Here is a 17,400-nt window from a genome sequence, read left to right on the forward strand (position 1 = left end):
AATTTATTTTTTTCTTGGATTTATTGTAATATGAGGTTCATTTACTCTAACTGGTCCCTTAAAGACATCAATATTTCTGGGCATGAGATCATCATATGATTTAGCCCCCGGTAACGAGTTTTTTATTGTGCTCCAGTTTTTACTTGTCATCCCTGGAATTACATAGTCCCAATCTGAATATGCTCCAGCTTTTCCACTTGCTCTACTTCCTACCACTGTAATAGACTTTTTTATTCTATCAGCTGCATTTTGTATTCTTAATTCTTCAGAAGAAGACAGAGGACTATTGGTCAGGATTTCACTTGTCGTAGGGATTTTCCCCTTAAATAAGGATCCGGCTTTTTTAGTAACAAAGTATTCTCCTACCTTCTCAGTAGCAAAACCAGCACCATGAGCGTAGTCATTTGCGGTGTAGTTAGGGATATTTTTTGCTGCTTGATAAGCTCCAATCAACATATCCCCAGAACTTATGGCTCCAAAAGTAACCGTGTTCCCTAAGCCTTTTAAATAACCCTTAACAGTAAATTGATCTTTCACCCCCTCAATAGTGCTGTTTATTCCAGCCATAATTCCATCAATAAAACTTTGGCCAAGATTGCTTGTGTTTTTCTGTTTAGGTACATCATCATTCCCATTATTCTCATCATTGGCTTTATAAACATTCGTCACATCCTTATCTGTGAGCCCATGCTCGTTCATCCAGTCTTCTGTTGATCTTCCATCCGGATCAACAAATGTAATTGGATTACTACTTCCATATACATAAGGTGAACTTGCTTCGTAAATTACCGACAATGGATCAATTACATTCCACCTACCAATCACTGGGTCATAGAATCTTGCCCCATAATCATACTCATTAAGCTCCTCTTGCAACTCCTTCCCATTGTAAAGATATTTATTTGTTCCTGCTATTACAACGGGGTCCTTTCTCAAACCAAATGCGTAATAGTCGTCACGCTGTAGTACTTCCAATTGTCCGGTAGTAGGATTTTTGTAAAATGTAACCCTTACATTGCCCAAATGGTCTGTAAGATTATACTCATAAGTGTATTCTGTACCATTCCTTCTTGCAAGTCCTTCTCCTGTCAGAATAAAATCTATTGTTCCGTCCGCTTTGTACTGAATTCCGTCAATATAATTGATAGTTCCAGCCGGACTCTGCTTAGAAAGTTTTTCACCGGTAGCATCGTACGTGTAGGTCAATCCTTTTCCGGTTATTGTTTGTGGCAGGTTCAGATAGTTGTAACTGATATCTGTAATTCCCTTTTGTACATCACTTTTTAAGTTACCATTAACATCATAGGTGTAGGTACTGTTGACAAAGCCTGATATTGCAGTTAACTTATTGCCATCATAACCTGTGTAAGTATTGGTACCATAGCCATCCCTGGTTAAACTATCGATATTACCCATTACATCATACCGGATACGTTCACCAAGGCTATTTCCCGCTGTGGATTGTATTAGCCGGTTCAGCTTATCGTAGCTATAGACAAAAGTATTATTGCCACCATTCGCAAATAACTGGTTACTGATATTACCGTTATATTGTGGTGTTGTACCATTGTTATATTTGAGCTCCATATTGAATTCGCTACTGATACTGTTAGTCATCCAGCCCCTTTCATTATAGGCGAAGTTGGTATGCTGTAAGAATGTAACTCCGTTGTCCGCACTGTGCAGACTTTTGCCCCTGATCTGACCGATCTCATTATAGTCCAGTTTATTCAAGACTATTTCGGCAGCACCATTAATCGATTTCATCGTCGCCAGTTTCCTACCCATATGGTCATATTCATAACGATTTGCGATCACCGTGGTTACCCCATTAGCAACATGCGTACGGATAGAAGCAGTCAGTTCGTCAACAAAACTGTAGGTATTGTCAACAACATCCGCTCCACCCAGATGATGCTGCGCTTTGCTTTGCAATATTCTTCCTTCCTGGTCATAGTAGTGCACCGTCAACAGTTTCTGCGTACTGCCCAGCGTAGATACAAGCGTGCCCGTAAGCAGGCCATTGGCTTGTCCCTCGGTGGCCTGCACTGCTGTCGGCATCCCGAAGCTATTTTCTGGAAAATCGTAGCTGTCATAGTAGCTTTTGGTCAGATAGTCCGTGATTCCCCTGGGAAAGGAAACATCTGTATAGTCACTGTTGACTGTTCTCGTTTCCCATAGTGGATAAAGGCCAGCCTCCCTATTTACGCTTGCCTGAAGGGAATCCCTGATACTTCCAGAACTGTATATTCCAGTAGTAATGGTATGACCAAGCGCATCATACTTATTAAAGATCCACTGCGCAGTTAAATGCTGGTTAGCATCCTGGCTCAATACTAATTGATTCCGTTTATTGTAAACCATATATGACCATCCGCTGCCAGGTATTTTCTTCTCAATTAGCCTGTTCCTTTCATCATAATGGTAGCCATAAATAAATTTGTTAAAAACAGCCTCTCCTTCATCAAAACTGCTTATCATACTTAGACCATTCTCGTTAACTGCTGGAGGAAGCACATAACGTAGGTTGCCCAGATCATCATGTATGTAATACGTGCTTAAGGACTTTGTATTGGTCTCCCAAACCCTTTTCAGTATCATTTTGCCCTCTATATCTTTAAACTCCTCAGTAATGCCACCTCTGCCATCTGTATCTTTCCAGTTCTCATCTTTACTTATTGTTTTGTAAAGTCTACCAGGTTGGCATGTGGTAGAAACCGCACCATTGTTACCACTATTGATACTCCATAGCTTTACCTCATCCAGCGCATTGCTTCCATATTCCATTTTCATTCCGTGACCAGCTGCTGGCTGCCAGGCATCTCCGGGCGCACCCTGCCCAAGTATCCTATTTAACGGACTCGCTTCAAATATAGTCAGGCTATAAGGCGAATTCGTATTTTTAACACCTAACGGTGGGTTATTGTAAAAGCTCTGTTGTTCGGTCAGTGGACTGGAACGGTAGGCACCTCCGTTCCCAGGGCTACTATAGGGCTGAAATTTCTGTGACTCTCTGCTGAAGGCATCGTATGCATAAGGCTGAATGATGTCCTTCCCTTCAGGACTGCCCTGTATGGTGACCGTTTGAAGAGGACGACCTAACCCATCAAGATAAGCAACTACCTGGTTCTCTTCGCAGATCCCCCGCGAAGTGTTCAGCGTTTGCTCAGTTACTCCCGCAATCTTGAAACTCCGGGTTAGCACATAATTCTGGGATGCACTAGGCTGAGAGACAAGTGGAGTACAAGAACCAAAACTCGCTCCTGTATAAATCCTTACACTGCTTCCGTAGGGAATGGTAAAGCCGTCCTTCATCACAACGCTATCCCGGGCGCGGATCTCTGATTGACCACTGTAATTGTTCAAGGTCAACTGCTGCTGAGCAGACACTGATGCCCCATAGCAAATTAGAAGCGTAACTATAATGATATATTTTAATGTCGTATTCATGCCGAGAACGTATAAGTATGCTTTTGAATGAAATCGTTAGAACTATTGTTAATCTAATGGCGGGCAGCTTCCACTGCTCATAACAAACTGGAGATTTTCATGGCCGAAGGTTCCTAGCGTAATATTGCTCCATGTTCCGCCGAGGTGACACTCGTAATTACTGCCATTCCTTTTCATTAATGTACTGCCTACTACACCCGTATTAGTCAACGTAATGCTGTATGTTCCTTTAGGTATGGTCACAGTAGCACTACTTTGCCCCTGTGTAGTTACAGTTGTATTATAAATAACGTTTGTAGAAAGGTTTTTCATGGCTACTTTGATACTGCTTGTTGTATTTTGCGCATTTGTTACGTAAAACGTTACCACAGGGACATAACAAAGTCCGCTGACATTGACCAATGATCCTTCGAAATCGACCTTGGCCTGTGCTTGCGCATCAGCGTCAGCTTGTGAAATCTCTGAAGTATAGGTCCCAGCGGCTACATTGACAATCATCGGAGTTGGCAGGCTTGCTGCACCACAATTCGTTCTGTTGAATGTTCCGGTTTTGGCTACGTTATAATAATAACATTTTCCAGCCAGGTTAGCATTCGCCTGGCCCTTTGCATTTACTTCATTCTGGGCAAGTGCATCTGCATCAGCCTGAGATATATTGGAGGCATAACTACCCGCCGCTACAGAATAAGTAGTATAGGCACCCGTTTTCCCATCATTACAGTCATTTTTTTGATATACACCCGATTTAAGTGTGTTAAAATAAAAGACCTGTGCTGCAGCCGTTGCAGGCGAGAAATTATAATTGTAATGGTTCAAGATATTTTTATCCTGATCTTTCACTAATCTTAATCTATTTAAAGCATCGTATTGATAGCTTTTTTCCCGGCCAGCCTCGTCAACGACAGACCTTACCTGCCCTCTGGAAGATATATAACCCATCGTATTCATTAGAGCACCTTCAGGATATATCCGCAATTCATCAATCAATGTATAACCAGATAACGTAGCTGGCAAAGTTGTATAAGTTGCAGATAAAAAAGTCCAGTTGCCACTGGTATTTTTGTACCAGAAACTGACCTTGTATTTCCGTCCGTCAGACAAAATCGCTAAGCTTGGAAGCGAAAGAGGGGCGCCATTTAAAACCCTGCTTTTTAACCCCACTTTAGTATCGGTAGATACATCAGTAGTTTGCTCCTCAAATCCGTCATAATAGATTTCTGTACTTTTTGCATTCGCAACCTGGGCAATAGGCAAAGTATGGTTATAGCCCCAAAGAACCGCAGATGATATTCCATTTGCCGTATTTACCTGGGAGAGGTTCGCGAAACTGTCATAGACATAACTGTTGCTACTTTTATAAGCCTCATGTTTGTTAAAAAGTGCTTTAGATGTATTATAAGGTAAGTTTCCGGCCACAGAACCAGAAAATTTGAAAGAACTCAATAAAATTGGTGACGCAGTCTCCAAGCTGAAATCAGTATCCTTAAGAAAAGGATTTGCTGCATTGTATGTTATTATCTTCCCGGATAATATTTTAATACTTCCTGTACCAGGATCGGTTAGGTAACTTACAGCTTCAATTGGGAATGAAGTTAAATTCTTAGTGATCATCTGATCAATAAATGGAGTTCCGGAACTATAGTCTTGCGGATAAAGTGTAACACCTGTTATGGTTTTTCCATCTGTCCTGATCTGTTCTGTTCTGGTCAGTAATTTATTCTGAGGATTATCATAGAACATATTAGTTGTTGTAATAACTGGATTCGCACCATCAAAAACACTATCCACTTTAGATACAGGAACATATGGATAAGTGTAAAATTTGTAGGCTCCTCCTTCATAAAGATAAGGCCCACCAAGACCACGTCCATATTCATAATAATAACAAATCTGGTATCTCCTTGCATCAGACATCCTGACGTATGTTCTGTCGTTTCGCATCGGTTGATAGGTAATCGCGGTACTTTTCAGTTTCGTACCGGCGCTATTGTATGTGGCTTCGTATTTTAGCTTGCCACGCTCCAGGGATAGTGAGGTATATCCGTTGGTTATATCTTTATCAGGATACAGGGAGTTTACAGTGCCTTCATCTAAATGACCATCATCAAAATTTGTATACTTACTAACAATAAAACTATTATCCTGAAAAACCTCTGCGACTTCTGAATAACCTATCGGACTGCCCTCCGAATTTTCACTTTGTGGTATAACGGAGTTTCGTGATTTTAAGCGCGCCCTAAAAGTCTCACCTGTTATAAGTGAATGTGGAGCAAAATTAAAATCATGCACGGGCATACTTTTGGAGTATCCGCTGGAGACCATATTGATCTGTGTTGGCGAGACAAAATTTTTAACATAAAAGTAACGTGTGCTTTTGATCGTTTTAGAAACAGGATCATAGTCGTGAATAGCTTTAATTCTTAGTCCACCTCCATTTTTTTGAACGTTAGGTCTGCCATGAGCCCTGTCAACCATTTCTGCTGTAAAATTATTTGATTCAAAATAAAACAGCTTGTATCCACCTGTTGGAAAGATAATTTTACGGAGCGTTTCGGCGATAACTTTATCTGGGTCTGCAAGTCTTGGTGAGGCATAATTGCTTGATGTAATAGAGCCCTTGTAGTAACCCCAATCATCATCCAAACCGGTCAGATATCCTGGAAGCTTATAGGTTTCATCATAATAGAACCGATACGGTGGGATAGTATCAGCAGCAGTTGCAGATGGATTACTTTCTTTTAAAGATAGTAACGTCAAGCGCCTTGTTGTATCACTAGTGTAATTAAAGTTGAACCTTTTTATAAATTGGTTAGTAGATTTGTCTTTAAGAGACACCTGATCAAGTTTTTTCCATTGAAGATTGATAAGCGTGCCAGGGTATTTGGTCAGTCCGTTCTGTCGCAGGTAAGGGAGGAATTTGTAGAGCGTTGTATCACTTGTGTTTTGTCGCTCAATCATTGTCATAATGTTCTGTTGCAATGGTGCGTTAGCATCAAGCTGAATTCTTTGATAAGAAGCGTAAGAGGTACTGTATGTGTCTGCCGAGTGTCGTAACTCAATAGATGTCGAGCGATTGAACTCCAGGAGCTCTTTAGATGTTTCTACACTTTTTAAATATACTGGGGCAAGTAAATTACCACCGATTTGAAACTTGGTTCTTGAGGTATCTGGATAGGTATCGCAACCATCACCAGACTCCGTGGATATGATATAATAATTTTGAAATTTATTTGAATAAATTACATTTGTAAATTGGTCCCTTTCATAAGTGAGGTTAATCGTGTGGTTATCATCAGCCGAAATCACCTGTGTTAAGTACCATGAAGTTGCCATCCAATCGGAGGCATTTTGACCAAAAAAATCCAGACTATAGTCAATTGCGTCGGTTGTGCCGCCAAAAACGTATTTAGTACCGTCTCCGGCAATTAATGTAAATTTGCCAAAAGTCCGGAAATACTGGGTTCTTCCATATGGATTTGGCAGATAATTAGGAATAAACGGTAGCATAAAATCACTGTTATTGAATACAACTTTTACGTCCTGATTGCACCTTACTTTCCAATTTCCCTGGTCATCCATCAAAAAAGTTCCAGAAAGATTTCCAACACTAAAAGAAAATTCATCAGGAGAGGGATCAGTAATAAACTGAGTTGCTTTCTCCTGTAGTCTGGCAGTGCTAGACCAATCTGCACCTCCCAGAGACTGCGTATGATTGTCGTAAAATCCGCCTACATCCGAATCAAGTTCGTCCATTTTACCTCTAATAACACGGCTGATGACTCCTCCGGATTTTAAGGACCAGCCGAGTCCAACCCAACTGGCATGAGCATCAGGTCTGACACCACCAGCGTGGTAACTAAGACTAACCGGAATACTTAAGTTCCCTTCAGAAATCTCGTATAACGGAATGTTAATTGATGGAACTCCGGTGAATTTAGAAACTGGGGTTTCTAGAAAATTCCCTAAACTAGCTGCATTTGCAGTTGGCATACTAAGGGGGAATTGCTTTTGTATCTGACCAAAAGAAATGGTTACAAATAAAAATAAAATAAGGGAGAGTTTGTACTTTAGTTTCATTGAGGTTAATTATGAGTTAATTTTAAAAATTTCGTCACCTAAGCATTTAATTTATATCTCAACTTGCGCCCACGTGTCTATTCGCTTAAGATAGTACTGAGTTATGGAGATTTGTCTTACCAGAAGAGGGCCTTAACGTTTTTTCAGACCTGAGCTTACCTTAGTAAAAGGTTTTGGATTAACACTGGAGCTCGTAATGATAAGACCAAATAGATATCCATTGCCAACAATGAAACTGTTGTAAAAAAAACCGCCTTAAATTAATCAATGAGAGGCTGTAGATGTAAAACAATCAAATTCAAGAGATCAGCAAATACTGGACTATACGCAATAGACCCGTTAAGTGCAAAGTAATAATTTGATATTGGAGTGGGTAGTTTCCTGTCCTTTATGACAGCAGCCTAGAGTAAATGTTAAAATATACATGAGCGGTTGATTTAGCGTACTGACAAAAGACTGCAAAGAGGAAATAGTATCGAGTGCACTAATCTGGTTTCAAAGGGTTTTAGATCACCTTAAGAAATTTAAGCGTTATTTTCTGAGCGTAGACCTTAATCGGGGTTAATAATTATTAAACAATATAGGGGAAAAATAGATATCATTTTATTGGTAACAATAATATTACCAATAAAAATATAAAAAGTCAATCCTCGTTAAATTGCTGAACCCTCTTTGAAAAAACTCTTTGTTAAGATCCAGTTAACCTATTTAGCAAGTGCAATTTTCATACGGACTCCCACCGTAGCCATAATCACGGCATATGATCATCATCGGTATTGTGGATGTAGGGTTCTGGTAATTTTATTTTAGCCTTAAAATTACATATTTCCTAATTTAAACCATATTAACATCTGATTACATCTTTAGTAGCGGACTCATTATTGACTGAAAGATAGATGGACACCCGGTGCGCATAATGAATATACCCGCTGTTCCGATTTGTACAATTTATTCCATAAAACGTCGATTAACTTTGTGAAATTCCTTAATTTTAAAATTATACTAAATCCTTATGGCACAGAACCAATTGATCAAAATGGATAATATGGGTATTGTTGTGGCATCCCTTGACCATGCAATCTCTTTCTTTACAGAAATCGGACTGAAACTTGAAGGCCGGGCAACAATCGAGGGAGAATGGGCAGGTAAGGTTACCGGGCTGGGTAACCAGCACGTTGAAGTCGCCATGATGGTTACCCCTGATGGCCATAGCCGCCTTGAAATTTCACAGTTTCTTACACCAGTTACCATTTCAGACCACCGCGAAGCACCGGTTAATTCCCTTGGCTACCTGCGTGTAATGTTCACGGTTTCGGATATCGACGAGTTGTTGCTAAGACTGCAAAAACACGGCGCCACACTTGTTGGTGAAGTTGTCCAATATGAAAACGCCTACAAACTTTGTTACATCAGGGGATCAGAAGGTCTTCTAATCGGGCTTGCGCAGGAGCTTCACAAAAAATGATAACCCGAGGCCTCTTTTAAAAGGATAGTGCATCGGGCCCATCCTTATAATGACCACACGGCAAGCTCATAACCATCCGGATCAAGGAACTGAAACCGGCGGCCGCCAGGGAAAGCAAAGATTTCTTTTGAAATCACGCCACCTGCATGAATTACATTTGCTCTTGTCCCTTCTAAATCCTGTGAGTAAAGTACAACCAGGATGCTTCCTTTCGACGGCTCTCCAATGGTAAAACCTCCATCCACAAAATCCCCTTCAAAAGCGGTATATTCAGGCCCGTAATCGGCAAAAACCCATCCAAAAGCCGCTGTATAAAACGCTTTGACCTTTTCTAGGTCGCGGGAAAGAAATTCAAGGTACTGCACCTGCTGGTGCTTTAGTTTCTGCGGAATACTGCTCATAAATATTTTTTTACTACAGGCAAACATACCAATAAATGTCATTATCCTATTTGAAAATTATTATTTTGGTGTAGGGATATCATATATTTACAGCTCGCTGTTTACAGAGCAGATCTAGGTCAATGATCTCTTCAGCGAAACCCTCACCCTAAAGTAGCACCGCTAACAGCTAATAAATGGCAAGAATTTATCAAACCACGTCAATGGGAGAAGCCCACATCAGGATTGCACTTGTAACCGATCGCAGCCAGGCAGATCTGCTGGTACACCGGGTTTCATCATTGGGCCTTGCCAGTGGCGATGCCCTTTGGTTTACTACCAGCAACAAACAGGATGCTACCTGCTGGGTTTTCTTTACTTCTATCGGGATGGCGCAAATCAAAGTATGTTTTGTAGATAGTCTGGGTGAAGCCGGGTGGCAAAAAGAGAACATCTATAGGGGCAAACTTCGTTAACTTCGTCTTCAGCAATCCATAAGGATTTGTGCATTTGCTGCTTCTAATGGTATCCATAGCAGACTTCTTTACCCTAAAACAGGTTTTTGCACTTCTCCTGTAGTGATAAGGCTATATAGGCTTTGATTAATTAACTGGCCCCATGCAGTCGAGCAGGCATTGTAACATTCAATTCCAGGATGTATTCCCTGGTGAATGAACAAAAGTCTGGTTTTATCGCCTTCCTGCGAAATCTCAAAGATTATTTTTGTGCCGGTCCATTCCGATTTATCTTCAAGAAAATTAAGTTGGCTTTCGGTGACCAGCCAAACCACTTTTTGATCTGGGATTAACTCGGCAACATGCTGCTTTGAATAATGAAGATCCTGGTAACGGTAAGTAAACTCGTCGCTTAGATTTGTTGTATTTCCGTCGAAGTCTCCTGACCACCACTTTTGCGGGGCTATTACGGCTTCAAAAACTTCTTTGGGTGTCTGGTCTACCAGTATAGCAGTTGTGAAATTTAAGGTTTCCATTTTAAAATAATTTTTCTTGTGGTGGTTTGATGCCTGCAAGGCGAATATAAACTGTAGTTTGTCCTCTGTGATGAGCCTGGTGCTCAAAGACCTTAGCCAAAGCCGTTCTTCGGTCCATTTCGAATTTACCTAACATTTTGAAGGTTTCATCCAGTTGTGCGTCTGTCATCTTTTTTATATTGTCAATTACATCATCATAGCTGGCCAGCACCAGCCTGGTTACATTGGATTTAGACTTATCTACAGTTCTTTCCAGTTCACCCGGCGCAAAAGGATCTTGCTTGCCTATGGCATCGGAGCCCAGGCCATAGTTGGCATCTGCAAGGTGTAACAACTGTTCAGCAAAAGACCGCATTTCGGGAGTAGGTTTTAATGAATATGCACTTTCAGGCATTACATCCAGGTATTCTTTGGTGTAAGCTTTTGATCTTTCCCATTGCTTTACCAGATCGGTTGCGGTTACTTGCGCCTTTGTCAACTGAATGCCCATAGTTAAACACATTAGTAGCACTAATTTTTTAAGTTTCATATCTTTTATATTTGATTCAAATTGCTAACATGTCGACGTGTTAAATGGTAAGCAAATTTAGGCCAAACCGTATAGTTTAAGAGCGGTCTAAATGGACATTATAGCGGGTCGTTTTAGACAATTTATGTTTTTTAAATAATGCACCTTATTTCAATAGCAATGCGGCATCAATTTTATAGAGCCAAATGAAAATTGTATTTTTCCAAAAAAAAGGTGTATAAGTTAAGTATATCATAACGCACCAAACATTCTACAATTAACATATGAATAAAGCATTTTTAATTCTTCTTTTAACTTTTTCTACCGCCGTAGTTTTCGGACAAAAAAATAAGCCTAATGTAACGGATAAAACTAAGCCCTTTGTTTTAGGTCTAATAGATGAAATACAATCAAAAGTGCTTGCTGAAAAGAGAACTTTGAACATATACCTTCCTGAAGGTTATAAACAAAACGATACCACGAAATATCCGGTAATTTATTTGCTTGATGGCGCTGCCGATGAAGACTTTATTCACATTGTAGGGCTTGTACAGTTTAATAGTTTCGAATGGGTAAATCAGGTTCCTAAATCAATTGTAGTGGGGATTGCAACTGTCGATCGTAAAAGGGATTTTACTTTTCCTACATCAATTGAGCGCGATAAGAAAAGCTACCCCACAGCCGGCCATTCTGATAAATTTATTTCCTTTATTGAACAAGAGCTTGAACCTTATATTCAGTCAAAATATAGAACGAATACAAACAAAACCATTATCGGTCAATCTTTAGGAGGTTTGCTGGCAAGCGAAATTCTACTCAAAAAACCGACACTTTTTAATCAATACATTATTATTAGCCCTAGTTTGTGGTGGGATAATGGTTCGTTGTTAACTCAAGACGCTGAAATAAAGGAAAGTACTTTTAACCAGCCAACTAATGTTTACATTGCTGTAGGTAAAGAAGGCCTGACGCCAACTGAAATACCTCGGGTAATGGAAGTAGATGCAAATGTATTGGCCGAAAAAATAAAAGGTTTTAAAAACAAAAATGTAAAAGTATTCTTTGATTTTTTACCACAAGAGAACCATGCAACGATTATGCATCAGGCGGTGTCTAATTCTTTTAAATTTCTATACCAGGCAGTGAAAAAAGAATAGGGTTTAAAAAAATATCCAACACTGGTGGATACATAACCTATATACAAAATCATGCTACTAAAACGTTAAAATGAAGGTTTTTGATTAAAAAAGCAATAAAATTTTTTAATTCAAAAAAATAAACGTTAATTAGACATTTATTTATTGTTATGAGCACAGCAAACTATGTAATTGGAGTAGATTACGGGACAGATTCTGTCCGGTCTGTTCTAGTCGATACCGCAAACGGAAAGGAAATAGCTTCATCGGTTTTTCTTTATCCAAGATGGCAGAAAGGTTTATATTGTAAACCCGCTGTTAATCAGTTCCGCCAGCATCCTTTAGATTATATTGAAGGTTTAACCCACACCATAAAAGATTGCCTCGCAAAAGCCGGCGGTGCAGAAATTGCACATTTGGTAAAAGGCATTTCGGTTGATACGACTGGTTCTAGTCCGGTTGCCGTTGATGCCACAGGTACTCCCCTTGCCTTGACCAAAGATTTTGAAGAAAATCCAAATGCCATGTTTGTGCTTTGGAAAGACCATACATCCGTTAAAGAAGCGGCCGAGATTAATGAGCACGCTACAAAATTCAGCACCAATTACCTTAAATATGTGGGTGGCATTTATTCATCAGAATGGTTCTGGTCTAAATTGCTACATATTTTAAGGGTTGATTCGAGCATTAAAAAAGGTGCAGCATCATGGGTAGAGCATTGCGACTGGATTCCGTTTTTGCTTTGTGGTGGAAATGATATTAAAGAAATGAAACGCAGCCGTTGTGCTGCCGGGCATAAAGCACTATGGGCAGAAGAATTTAACGGTTTACCTCCTGAAGATTTCTTTAGCAGTCTTGATCCGCTTTTAGCAGGCTTTAGAGATAAATTATTCACCGATACTTATACTTCTGATGTTTCTGCGGGGACATTGAGCGAAGAATGGGCGACGAAACTGGGCTTAAATACGGATGTAGTTATTGGTGTTGGCGCATTTGATGCACACATGGGCGCGGTAGGCGGACAGATTGAGCCTTACTACCTGAGTAAAGTAATGGGTACGAGTACCTGCGATATCTTAGTTGCACCCAACCAGGATTTACATGGCAAATTGATAAACGGTATCTGCGGACAAGTTAATGGCTCGGTAATTCCGGGTATGGCAGGTTTAGAGGCCGGTCAATCTGCTTTTGGTGATGTTTATGCCTGGTTTAAGAATTTAATCAGCTGGCCATTAAATCATTTGCTTACGGAGTCTGATGTAATTGATGAGGCTACTGCTACTGCATTAAAGGCAGAGCTGGAAGGAAAAATCATTGCTAATTTAAGCAAACAGGCTGATGCTTTACCAGATGGCGACTATGCCGAATTGGCTATTGATTGGTTAAACGGCCGTAGAACACCTGATGCAAACCAGGAACTTAAAGGTGCCATAACGGGATTAGGTTTAGGAACCGATGCACCACGGTTTTTCCGTGCTTTAGCTGCAGCCACCTGTTTTGGTGCCAAGGCTATTGTCGACCGATTTAAAGAACAGGGCGTTCCGGTAAAAGGGATTATCGGCATTGGTGGTGTAGCAAAAAAATCAGCTTATATTATGCAAATGATGGCCGATGTATTGGAAATGCCTATCAGAATTCACCGTTTTGAGCATACCTGTGCATTGGGTGCAGCAATGTTCGCTGCAGTTGCAGCCGGTATTTATCCAAATATCGAAGCAGCTATGGCGGCCATGGGAACAGGTTTTGAGAAAGAATATAAGCCAAATATTAAAAAGCAAAAACTTTACCGCCAGCATTACCAACAATATTTGGGACTGGGCAGATATCTGGAGAAATACAACAAAAAAGATGTAAAACCTTACTTATCATGAGCAACTATCAAGATATAAAAGAGCAGGCTTACCAGGCAAACATGCAGTTACCCAAATTAGGACTGGTACTTTTTACCTTCGGAAATGTGAGTGCTGCAGATCGATCTAAAGGCGTTTTTGCCATTAAACCAAGCGGTGTGCCTTACGAAGATTTGTCGCCGGAGAAAATGGTCATTGTAGATTTTGACGGAAATACGGTTGAGGGAAGTTTACGTCCCTCATCAGATACTAAAACCCATGCTGTTTTATATAAACACTGGGAAGAAATCGGCGGAATTGTGCATACACATTCTACTTATGGAACCGCCTGGGCACAGGCACAAAGGGCAATTCCAATTTTCGGAACCACCCATGCCGACCATTTAACAGTCGATATTCCATGTGCGCCACCAATGGCTGATGAAATGATTAAAGGGAATTACGAGTATGAAACCGGTTTCCAGATTATGAATCACTTCGAAAGTTTGGGCCTAAGTTATAAAGAAGTCGAAATGATTTTGGTAGGTAACCACGCTCCTTTTACCTGGGGCAAAACGGCCGAGAAAGCGGTTTATAACAGTGCGGTTTTAGAGACTGTGGCACAAATGGCTTTGTTAACCGAGCAGATTAATCCGCAGGCACCGAAGCTGAAAGATTCGTTAATAGAGAAACATTACGAACGTAAACATGGTAAGGGTGCTTATTATGGACAGAGTTGAGTTAGTCTTCAGTCATGAGTCTAAAGTCTTTAGTCCTGGATGCGGAGATATAGCGTTACAATAAGTTTTGGAAAGCGATTGCAGTGGTGCTTAGGAAACGAAAGCCCCGCCATTCGCTATAGTCCCGATGAAGAATCGGGAGCTGCCGCTGCTGTCGGGTTTAACTTGTGAAGGTTTACCTGGGTAACTTAAACCTGATTGGAGTGAGCATGAACCCGGCCGCAGGTGGGTGAATAAAACGGAAAGCAGGACTACAATAACCGATGAAAGACGGAACCTTGCTTTTCAAAAAAGAGAAAAAGATTTCGGTCTGTGAGGACATAGACCAAGGAAGAAGAGTGGTACGCTTTAAAAAAGATATACATAATGGTCTGTGAGGACACAGACCATGGCATTGAATAAATTAAAAATAACATAAATAGTAATGATTGATTTAAAAAAATTACAAGTTTGGTTTATTACGGGTACGCAACATTTGTACGGTGAAGAAACCTTAAAACAAGTTGCAGCACATGCACAACAAGTGGCCGATTCGTTAAACCAGAACGGAAGTATTTCGGTTTCGGTAGTGTACAAGCCGATTGTAAAAACGACTGAAGAGATTTTCGAAACCTTACAACAAGCCAATATTGATGAGAACTGTATTGGGGTGATTACCTGGATGCATACCTTCTCTCCTGCTAAAATGTGGATCAGGGGCTTAAATGTATTGCAAAAACCTTTATTGCATTTACACACGCAGTTTAACCGCGATATTCCCTGGAATACCATCGATATGGATTTCATGAACCTGAACCAAAGTGCTCATGGAGATCGCGAATTTGGTTTTATGGTTTCTCGAATGCGTAAAGACCGTAAAGTAGTTGTTGGCCATTGGCAGGATGATGAAGTGGCAAAACAGATTGATACCTGGTGTAGAGCTGCTGCCGGATGGCACGATTGGCAAGGCGCTAAATTCGCGCGTTTTGGCGATAACATGCGTTATGTTGCCGTTACAGATGGCGATAAAGTGGAAGCTGAAATGAAATTCGGTTTCGCTGTAAATACTTATGGCATAGGTGATTTGGTAGCTATAATTAATGGAATAAGTGAAGATTCGATTCAAACCTTATTGAAAGAATACGAGGCTACCTACGAAATCGCCGATGATTTAAAAGCTGGCGGCGCAAGGCATTCATCTGTTTATGAGGCAGCCAAAATTGAACTGGGATTAAGGAAATTTTTAGAAGATGGCGGCTTTAAAGGCTTCTCTGATACCTTCGAAGATTTGCATGGTATGATTCAATTACCGGGAATAGCAGCGCAGCGTTTAATGGCAGATGGTTATGGTTTTGCAGGCGAAGGCGATTGGAAAACTGCCGCTTTAGTACGTGCCTGTAAGGTTATGGGTGCTGGTTTAGCCGGTGGAAATGCATTTATGGAAGATTATACCTATCACTTTGATCCGGCAAATTCGATGGTTTTAGGCTCACATATGCTTGAAGTTGATGCTTCTTTGGCGAGTGGAAAAGCCAGTTTAGAAGTTCATCCATTGGGTATTGGTGGCAAGGCAGATCCTGCCCGTTTGGTTTTTAATGTTGCTGGTGGTGATGCTTTAAATGCATCTTTAATTGATATGGGCAACCGTTTCCGCTTATTAGTGAACGAAGTAAAAGCTGTTGAAGCTGAACATGATTTACCAAACTTACCAGTGGCCCGCGTATTATGGAAACCACTACCTGATATGAAAACCGGTTGTGCCGCATGGATTTATGCAGGTGGCGCACACCATACTGCTTATAGTCAGAATTTAACTACCGAGCATTTGTTGGATTTTGCGAATATTGCAGGTTTAGAATATGTAAATATAGGTGCTGATACTAAAATCAATCAATTCAGAAATGAGTTGCATTGGAATGAGGTTTTTTATAAATAATTTCAATAAAGCATGCTCAATGCTAAAGCCGATAGTCTTAGGATTATCGGCTTTTTTTATACGATCGTCATCTTGTGATCGTCACCCCCTTTGATCGTCCTCCTGAACTTGTTTCAGGATCTTTTTATGATGAAAGGTTCAAATAAAAAAAATCGTCATCTCGACCGAAGCAAAGCGAAGTGGAGAGATCTATAAGGTACAGTAAAAGTAAATTGAAAAATAGACTTAGCTTCGCTGAGCCTTCGGGTTCTCGGCTGTGTTGCAATCCGCTATCAGTGAGGATTCGAGAAAAAAGGATCGTCATTGCGAGGAAGTTATAGGCTTTTTTATGCAATCGTCATCCTGAACTTGTTTCAGGATCCTTTTATTATGAATATCTATCCTTTTACAATAGAGGTGAAATCCGAAAAATCTTCAACCTTAAATGCTCTAATATCTCTTACTGACTTCCTAAACCAATCAATATTGGATAGAATATGAATGGCTTTATAAACTGCCGTTAAATTTCCTTCTGTAACGTAGGTGCTTCCCTGAATCCAATAAAAGCCGCTAACTGTCAAATGATTTTTTATTTCAGCATAAGCACTATGATATTTCTCACCATATTCTTTTTTCAAATCAGAAATGGTCATATCAAAGCTTAATGCGTACATGCTTCCTCACCTAAAAATCTAAATAGATCTTCTTTTTCAAAGAAAACTTCGCCATCATCTGATTTTGCTGTAATCACAATACCAGCAAATGGGTTCTTTTCTATTTCTATAACAACACCATCAATCCAGTCGGTCCTATCGGTAACTTGTGGAGAAATTGAAACTCTATCACCTATTTTCATTGCAGATTCTTATTGTTAAACTTAATGTTATTACAAATATAAGTATTTTCGTTATAGCTGTATATATGGGTTTA

The 17,400-nt window shown here is 40.2% G+C and carries 13 protein-coding genes; 6 read left to right on the forward strand and 7 right to left on the reverse strand.

The annotated features are described in order from the left end of the window. Positions 1 to 3: 3 nt before the first annotated feature. Positions 4 to 3,450 (reverse strand): DUF6443 domain-containing protein, encoded by a 3,447-nt coding sequence (locus QF042_RS13970; protein WP_307529362.1) that lies wholly within the window; start codon positions 3,448 to 3,450, stop codon positions 4 to 6. Positions 3,451 to 3,498: 48 nt separating this feature from the next. Next, entirely contained in the window at positions 3,499 to 7,527 is a 4,029-nt protein-coding gene (locus QF042_RS13975) for a DUF5977 domain-containing protein (RefSeq protein WP_307529364.1), read from the reverse strand. A gap of 1,012 nt (positions 7,528 to 8,539) precedes the next feature. Here QF042_RS13975 and QF042_RS13980 point away from each other — a divergent pair. Next, positions 8,540 to 8,992, forward strand: coding sequence for a VOC family protein (locus QF042_RS13980; RefSeq protein ID WP_307529366.1), 453 nt, complete (start codon positions 8,540 to 8,542; stop codon positions 8,990 to 8,992). A gap of 44 nt (positions 8,993 to 9,036) precedes the next feature. Here the strand turns inward: QF042_RS13980 and QF042_RS13985 are convergent, their stop codons facing one another. Further along, positions 9,037 to 9,435: a VOC family protein gene (locus tag QF042_RS13985; protein WP_307529368.1), complete on the reverse strand. Its 399-nt coding sequence runs from the start codon at positions 9,433 to 9,435 to the stop codon at positions 9,037 to 9,039. A 134-nt stretch (positions 9,436 to 9,569) separates the two neighbouring features. On the opposite strand from QF042_RS13985, the gene QF042_RS13990 reads away from it, so the two are divergent. After that, a complete protein-coding gene (locus QF042_RS13990) occupies positions 9,570 to 9,848 on the forward strand; it encodes a DUF6150 family protein (RefSeq protein WP_307529370.1) in 279 nt (92 codons plus the stop codon). Positions 9,849 to 9,916: 68 nt separating this feature from the next. Here the strand turns inward: QF042_RS13990 and QF042_RS13995 are convergent, their stop codons facing one another. Both QF042_RS13995 and QF042_RS14000 read right to left on the reverse strand, forming a co-directional pair. Continuing rightward, positions 9,917 to 10,363: an SRPBCC domain-containing protein gene (locus QF042_RS13995; RefSeq protein WP_307529372.1), complete on the reverse strand. Its 447-nt coding sequence runs from the start codon at positions 10,361 to 10,363 to the stop codon at positions 9,917 to 9,919. Position 10,364: 1 nt separating this feature from the next. Further along, complete coding sequence (locus QF042_RS14000) at positions 10,365 to 10,892, reverse strand: DinB family protein (protein ID WP_307529374.1); 528 nt, start codon at positions 10,890 to 10,892, stop codon at positions 10,365 to 10,367. Positions 10,893 to 11,155: 263 nt separating this feature from the next. Here QF042_RS14000 and QF042_RS14005 point away from each other — a divergent pair, with 263 nt between their 5' ends. The 4 genes from QF042_RS14005 to araA all read left to right on the forward strand — a co-directional run bounded on the left by QF042_RS14005 (position 11,156) and on the right by araA (position 16,491). Next, positions 11,156 to 12,028, forward strand: coding sequence for an alpha/beta hydrolase (locus QF042_RS14005; protein ID WP_307529376.1), 873 nt, complete (start codon positions 11,156 to 11,158; stop codon positions 12,026 to 12,028). Between the two features lie 149 nt (positions 12,029 to 12,177). Beyond that, entirely contained in the window at positions 12,178 to 13,878 is a 1,701-nt protein-coding gene (locus QF042_RS14010; RefSeq protein WP_307529379.1) for a ribulokinase, read from the forward strand. Further along, complete coding sequence (locus tag QF042_RS14015) at positions 13,875 to 14,576, forward strand: L-ribulose-5-phosphate 4-epimerase (protein WP_307529381.1); 702 nt, start codon at positions 13,875 to 13,877, stop codon at positions 14,574 to 14,576. Before QF042_RS14010 ends, QF042_RS14015 begins: the two co-directional genes overlap by 4 nt. Positions 14,577 to 15,000: 424 nt before the next feature. Beyond that, positions 15,001 to 16,491, forward strand: a complete 1,491-nt coding sequence (araA, locus tag QF042_RS14020) for an L-arabinose isomerase (protein WP_307529383.1) — start codon at positions 15,001 to 15,003, stop codon at positions 16,489 to 16,491. Between the two features lie 377 nt (positions 16,492 to 16,868). On the opposite strand, the gene QF042_RS14025 is transcribed toward araA, so the two are convergent. Beyond that, positions 16,869 to 17,123 carry a virulence protein gene (locus QF042_RS14025; protein WP_307529384.1) on the reverse strand — a complete coding sequence of 85 codons (255 nt, stop codon included), beginning with the start codon at positions 17,121 to 17,123 and terminating at the stop codon, positions 16,869 to 16,871. Positions 17,124 to 17,131: 8 nt separating this feature from the next. After that, positions 17,132 to 17,326, reverse strand: a complete 195-nt coding sequence (locus QF042_RS14030; protein WP_307529385.1) for a transcriptional regulator — start codon at positions 17,324 to 17,326, stop codon at positions 17,132 to 17,134. Between the last annotated feature and the right edge of the window lie 74 nt (positions 17,327 to 17,400).

This window comes from Pedobacter sp. W3I1, assembly GCF_030816015.1.
GTDB lineage: Bacteria > Bacteroidota > Bacteroidia > Sphingobacteriales > Sphingobacteriaceae > Pedobacter.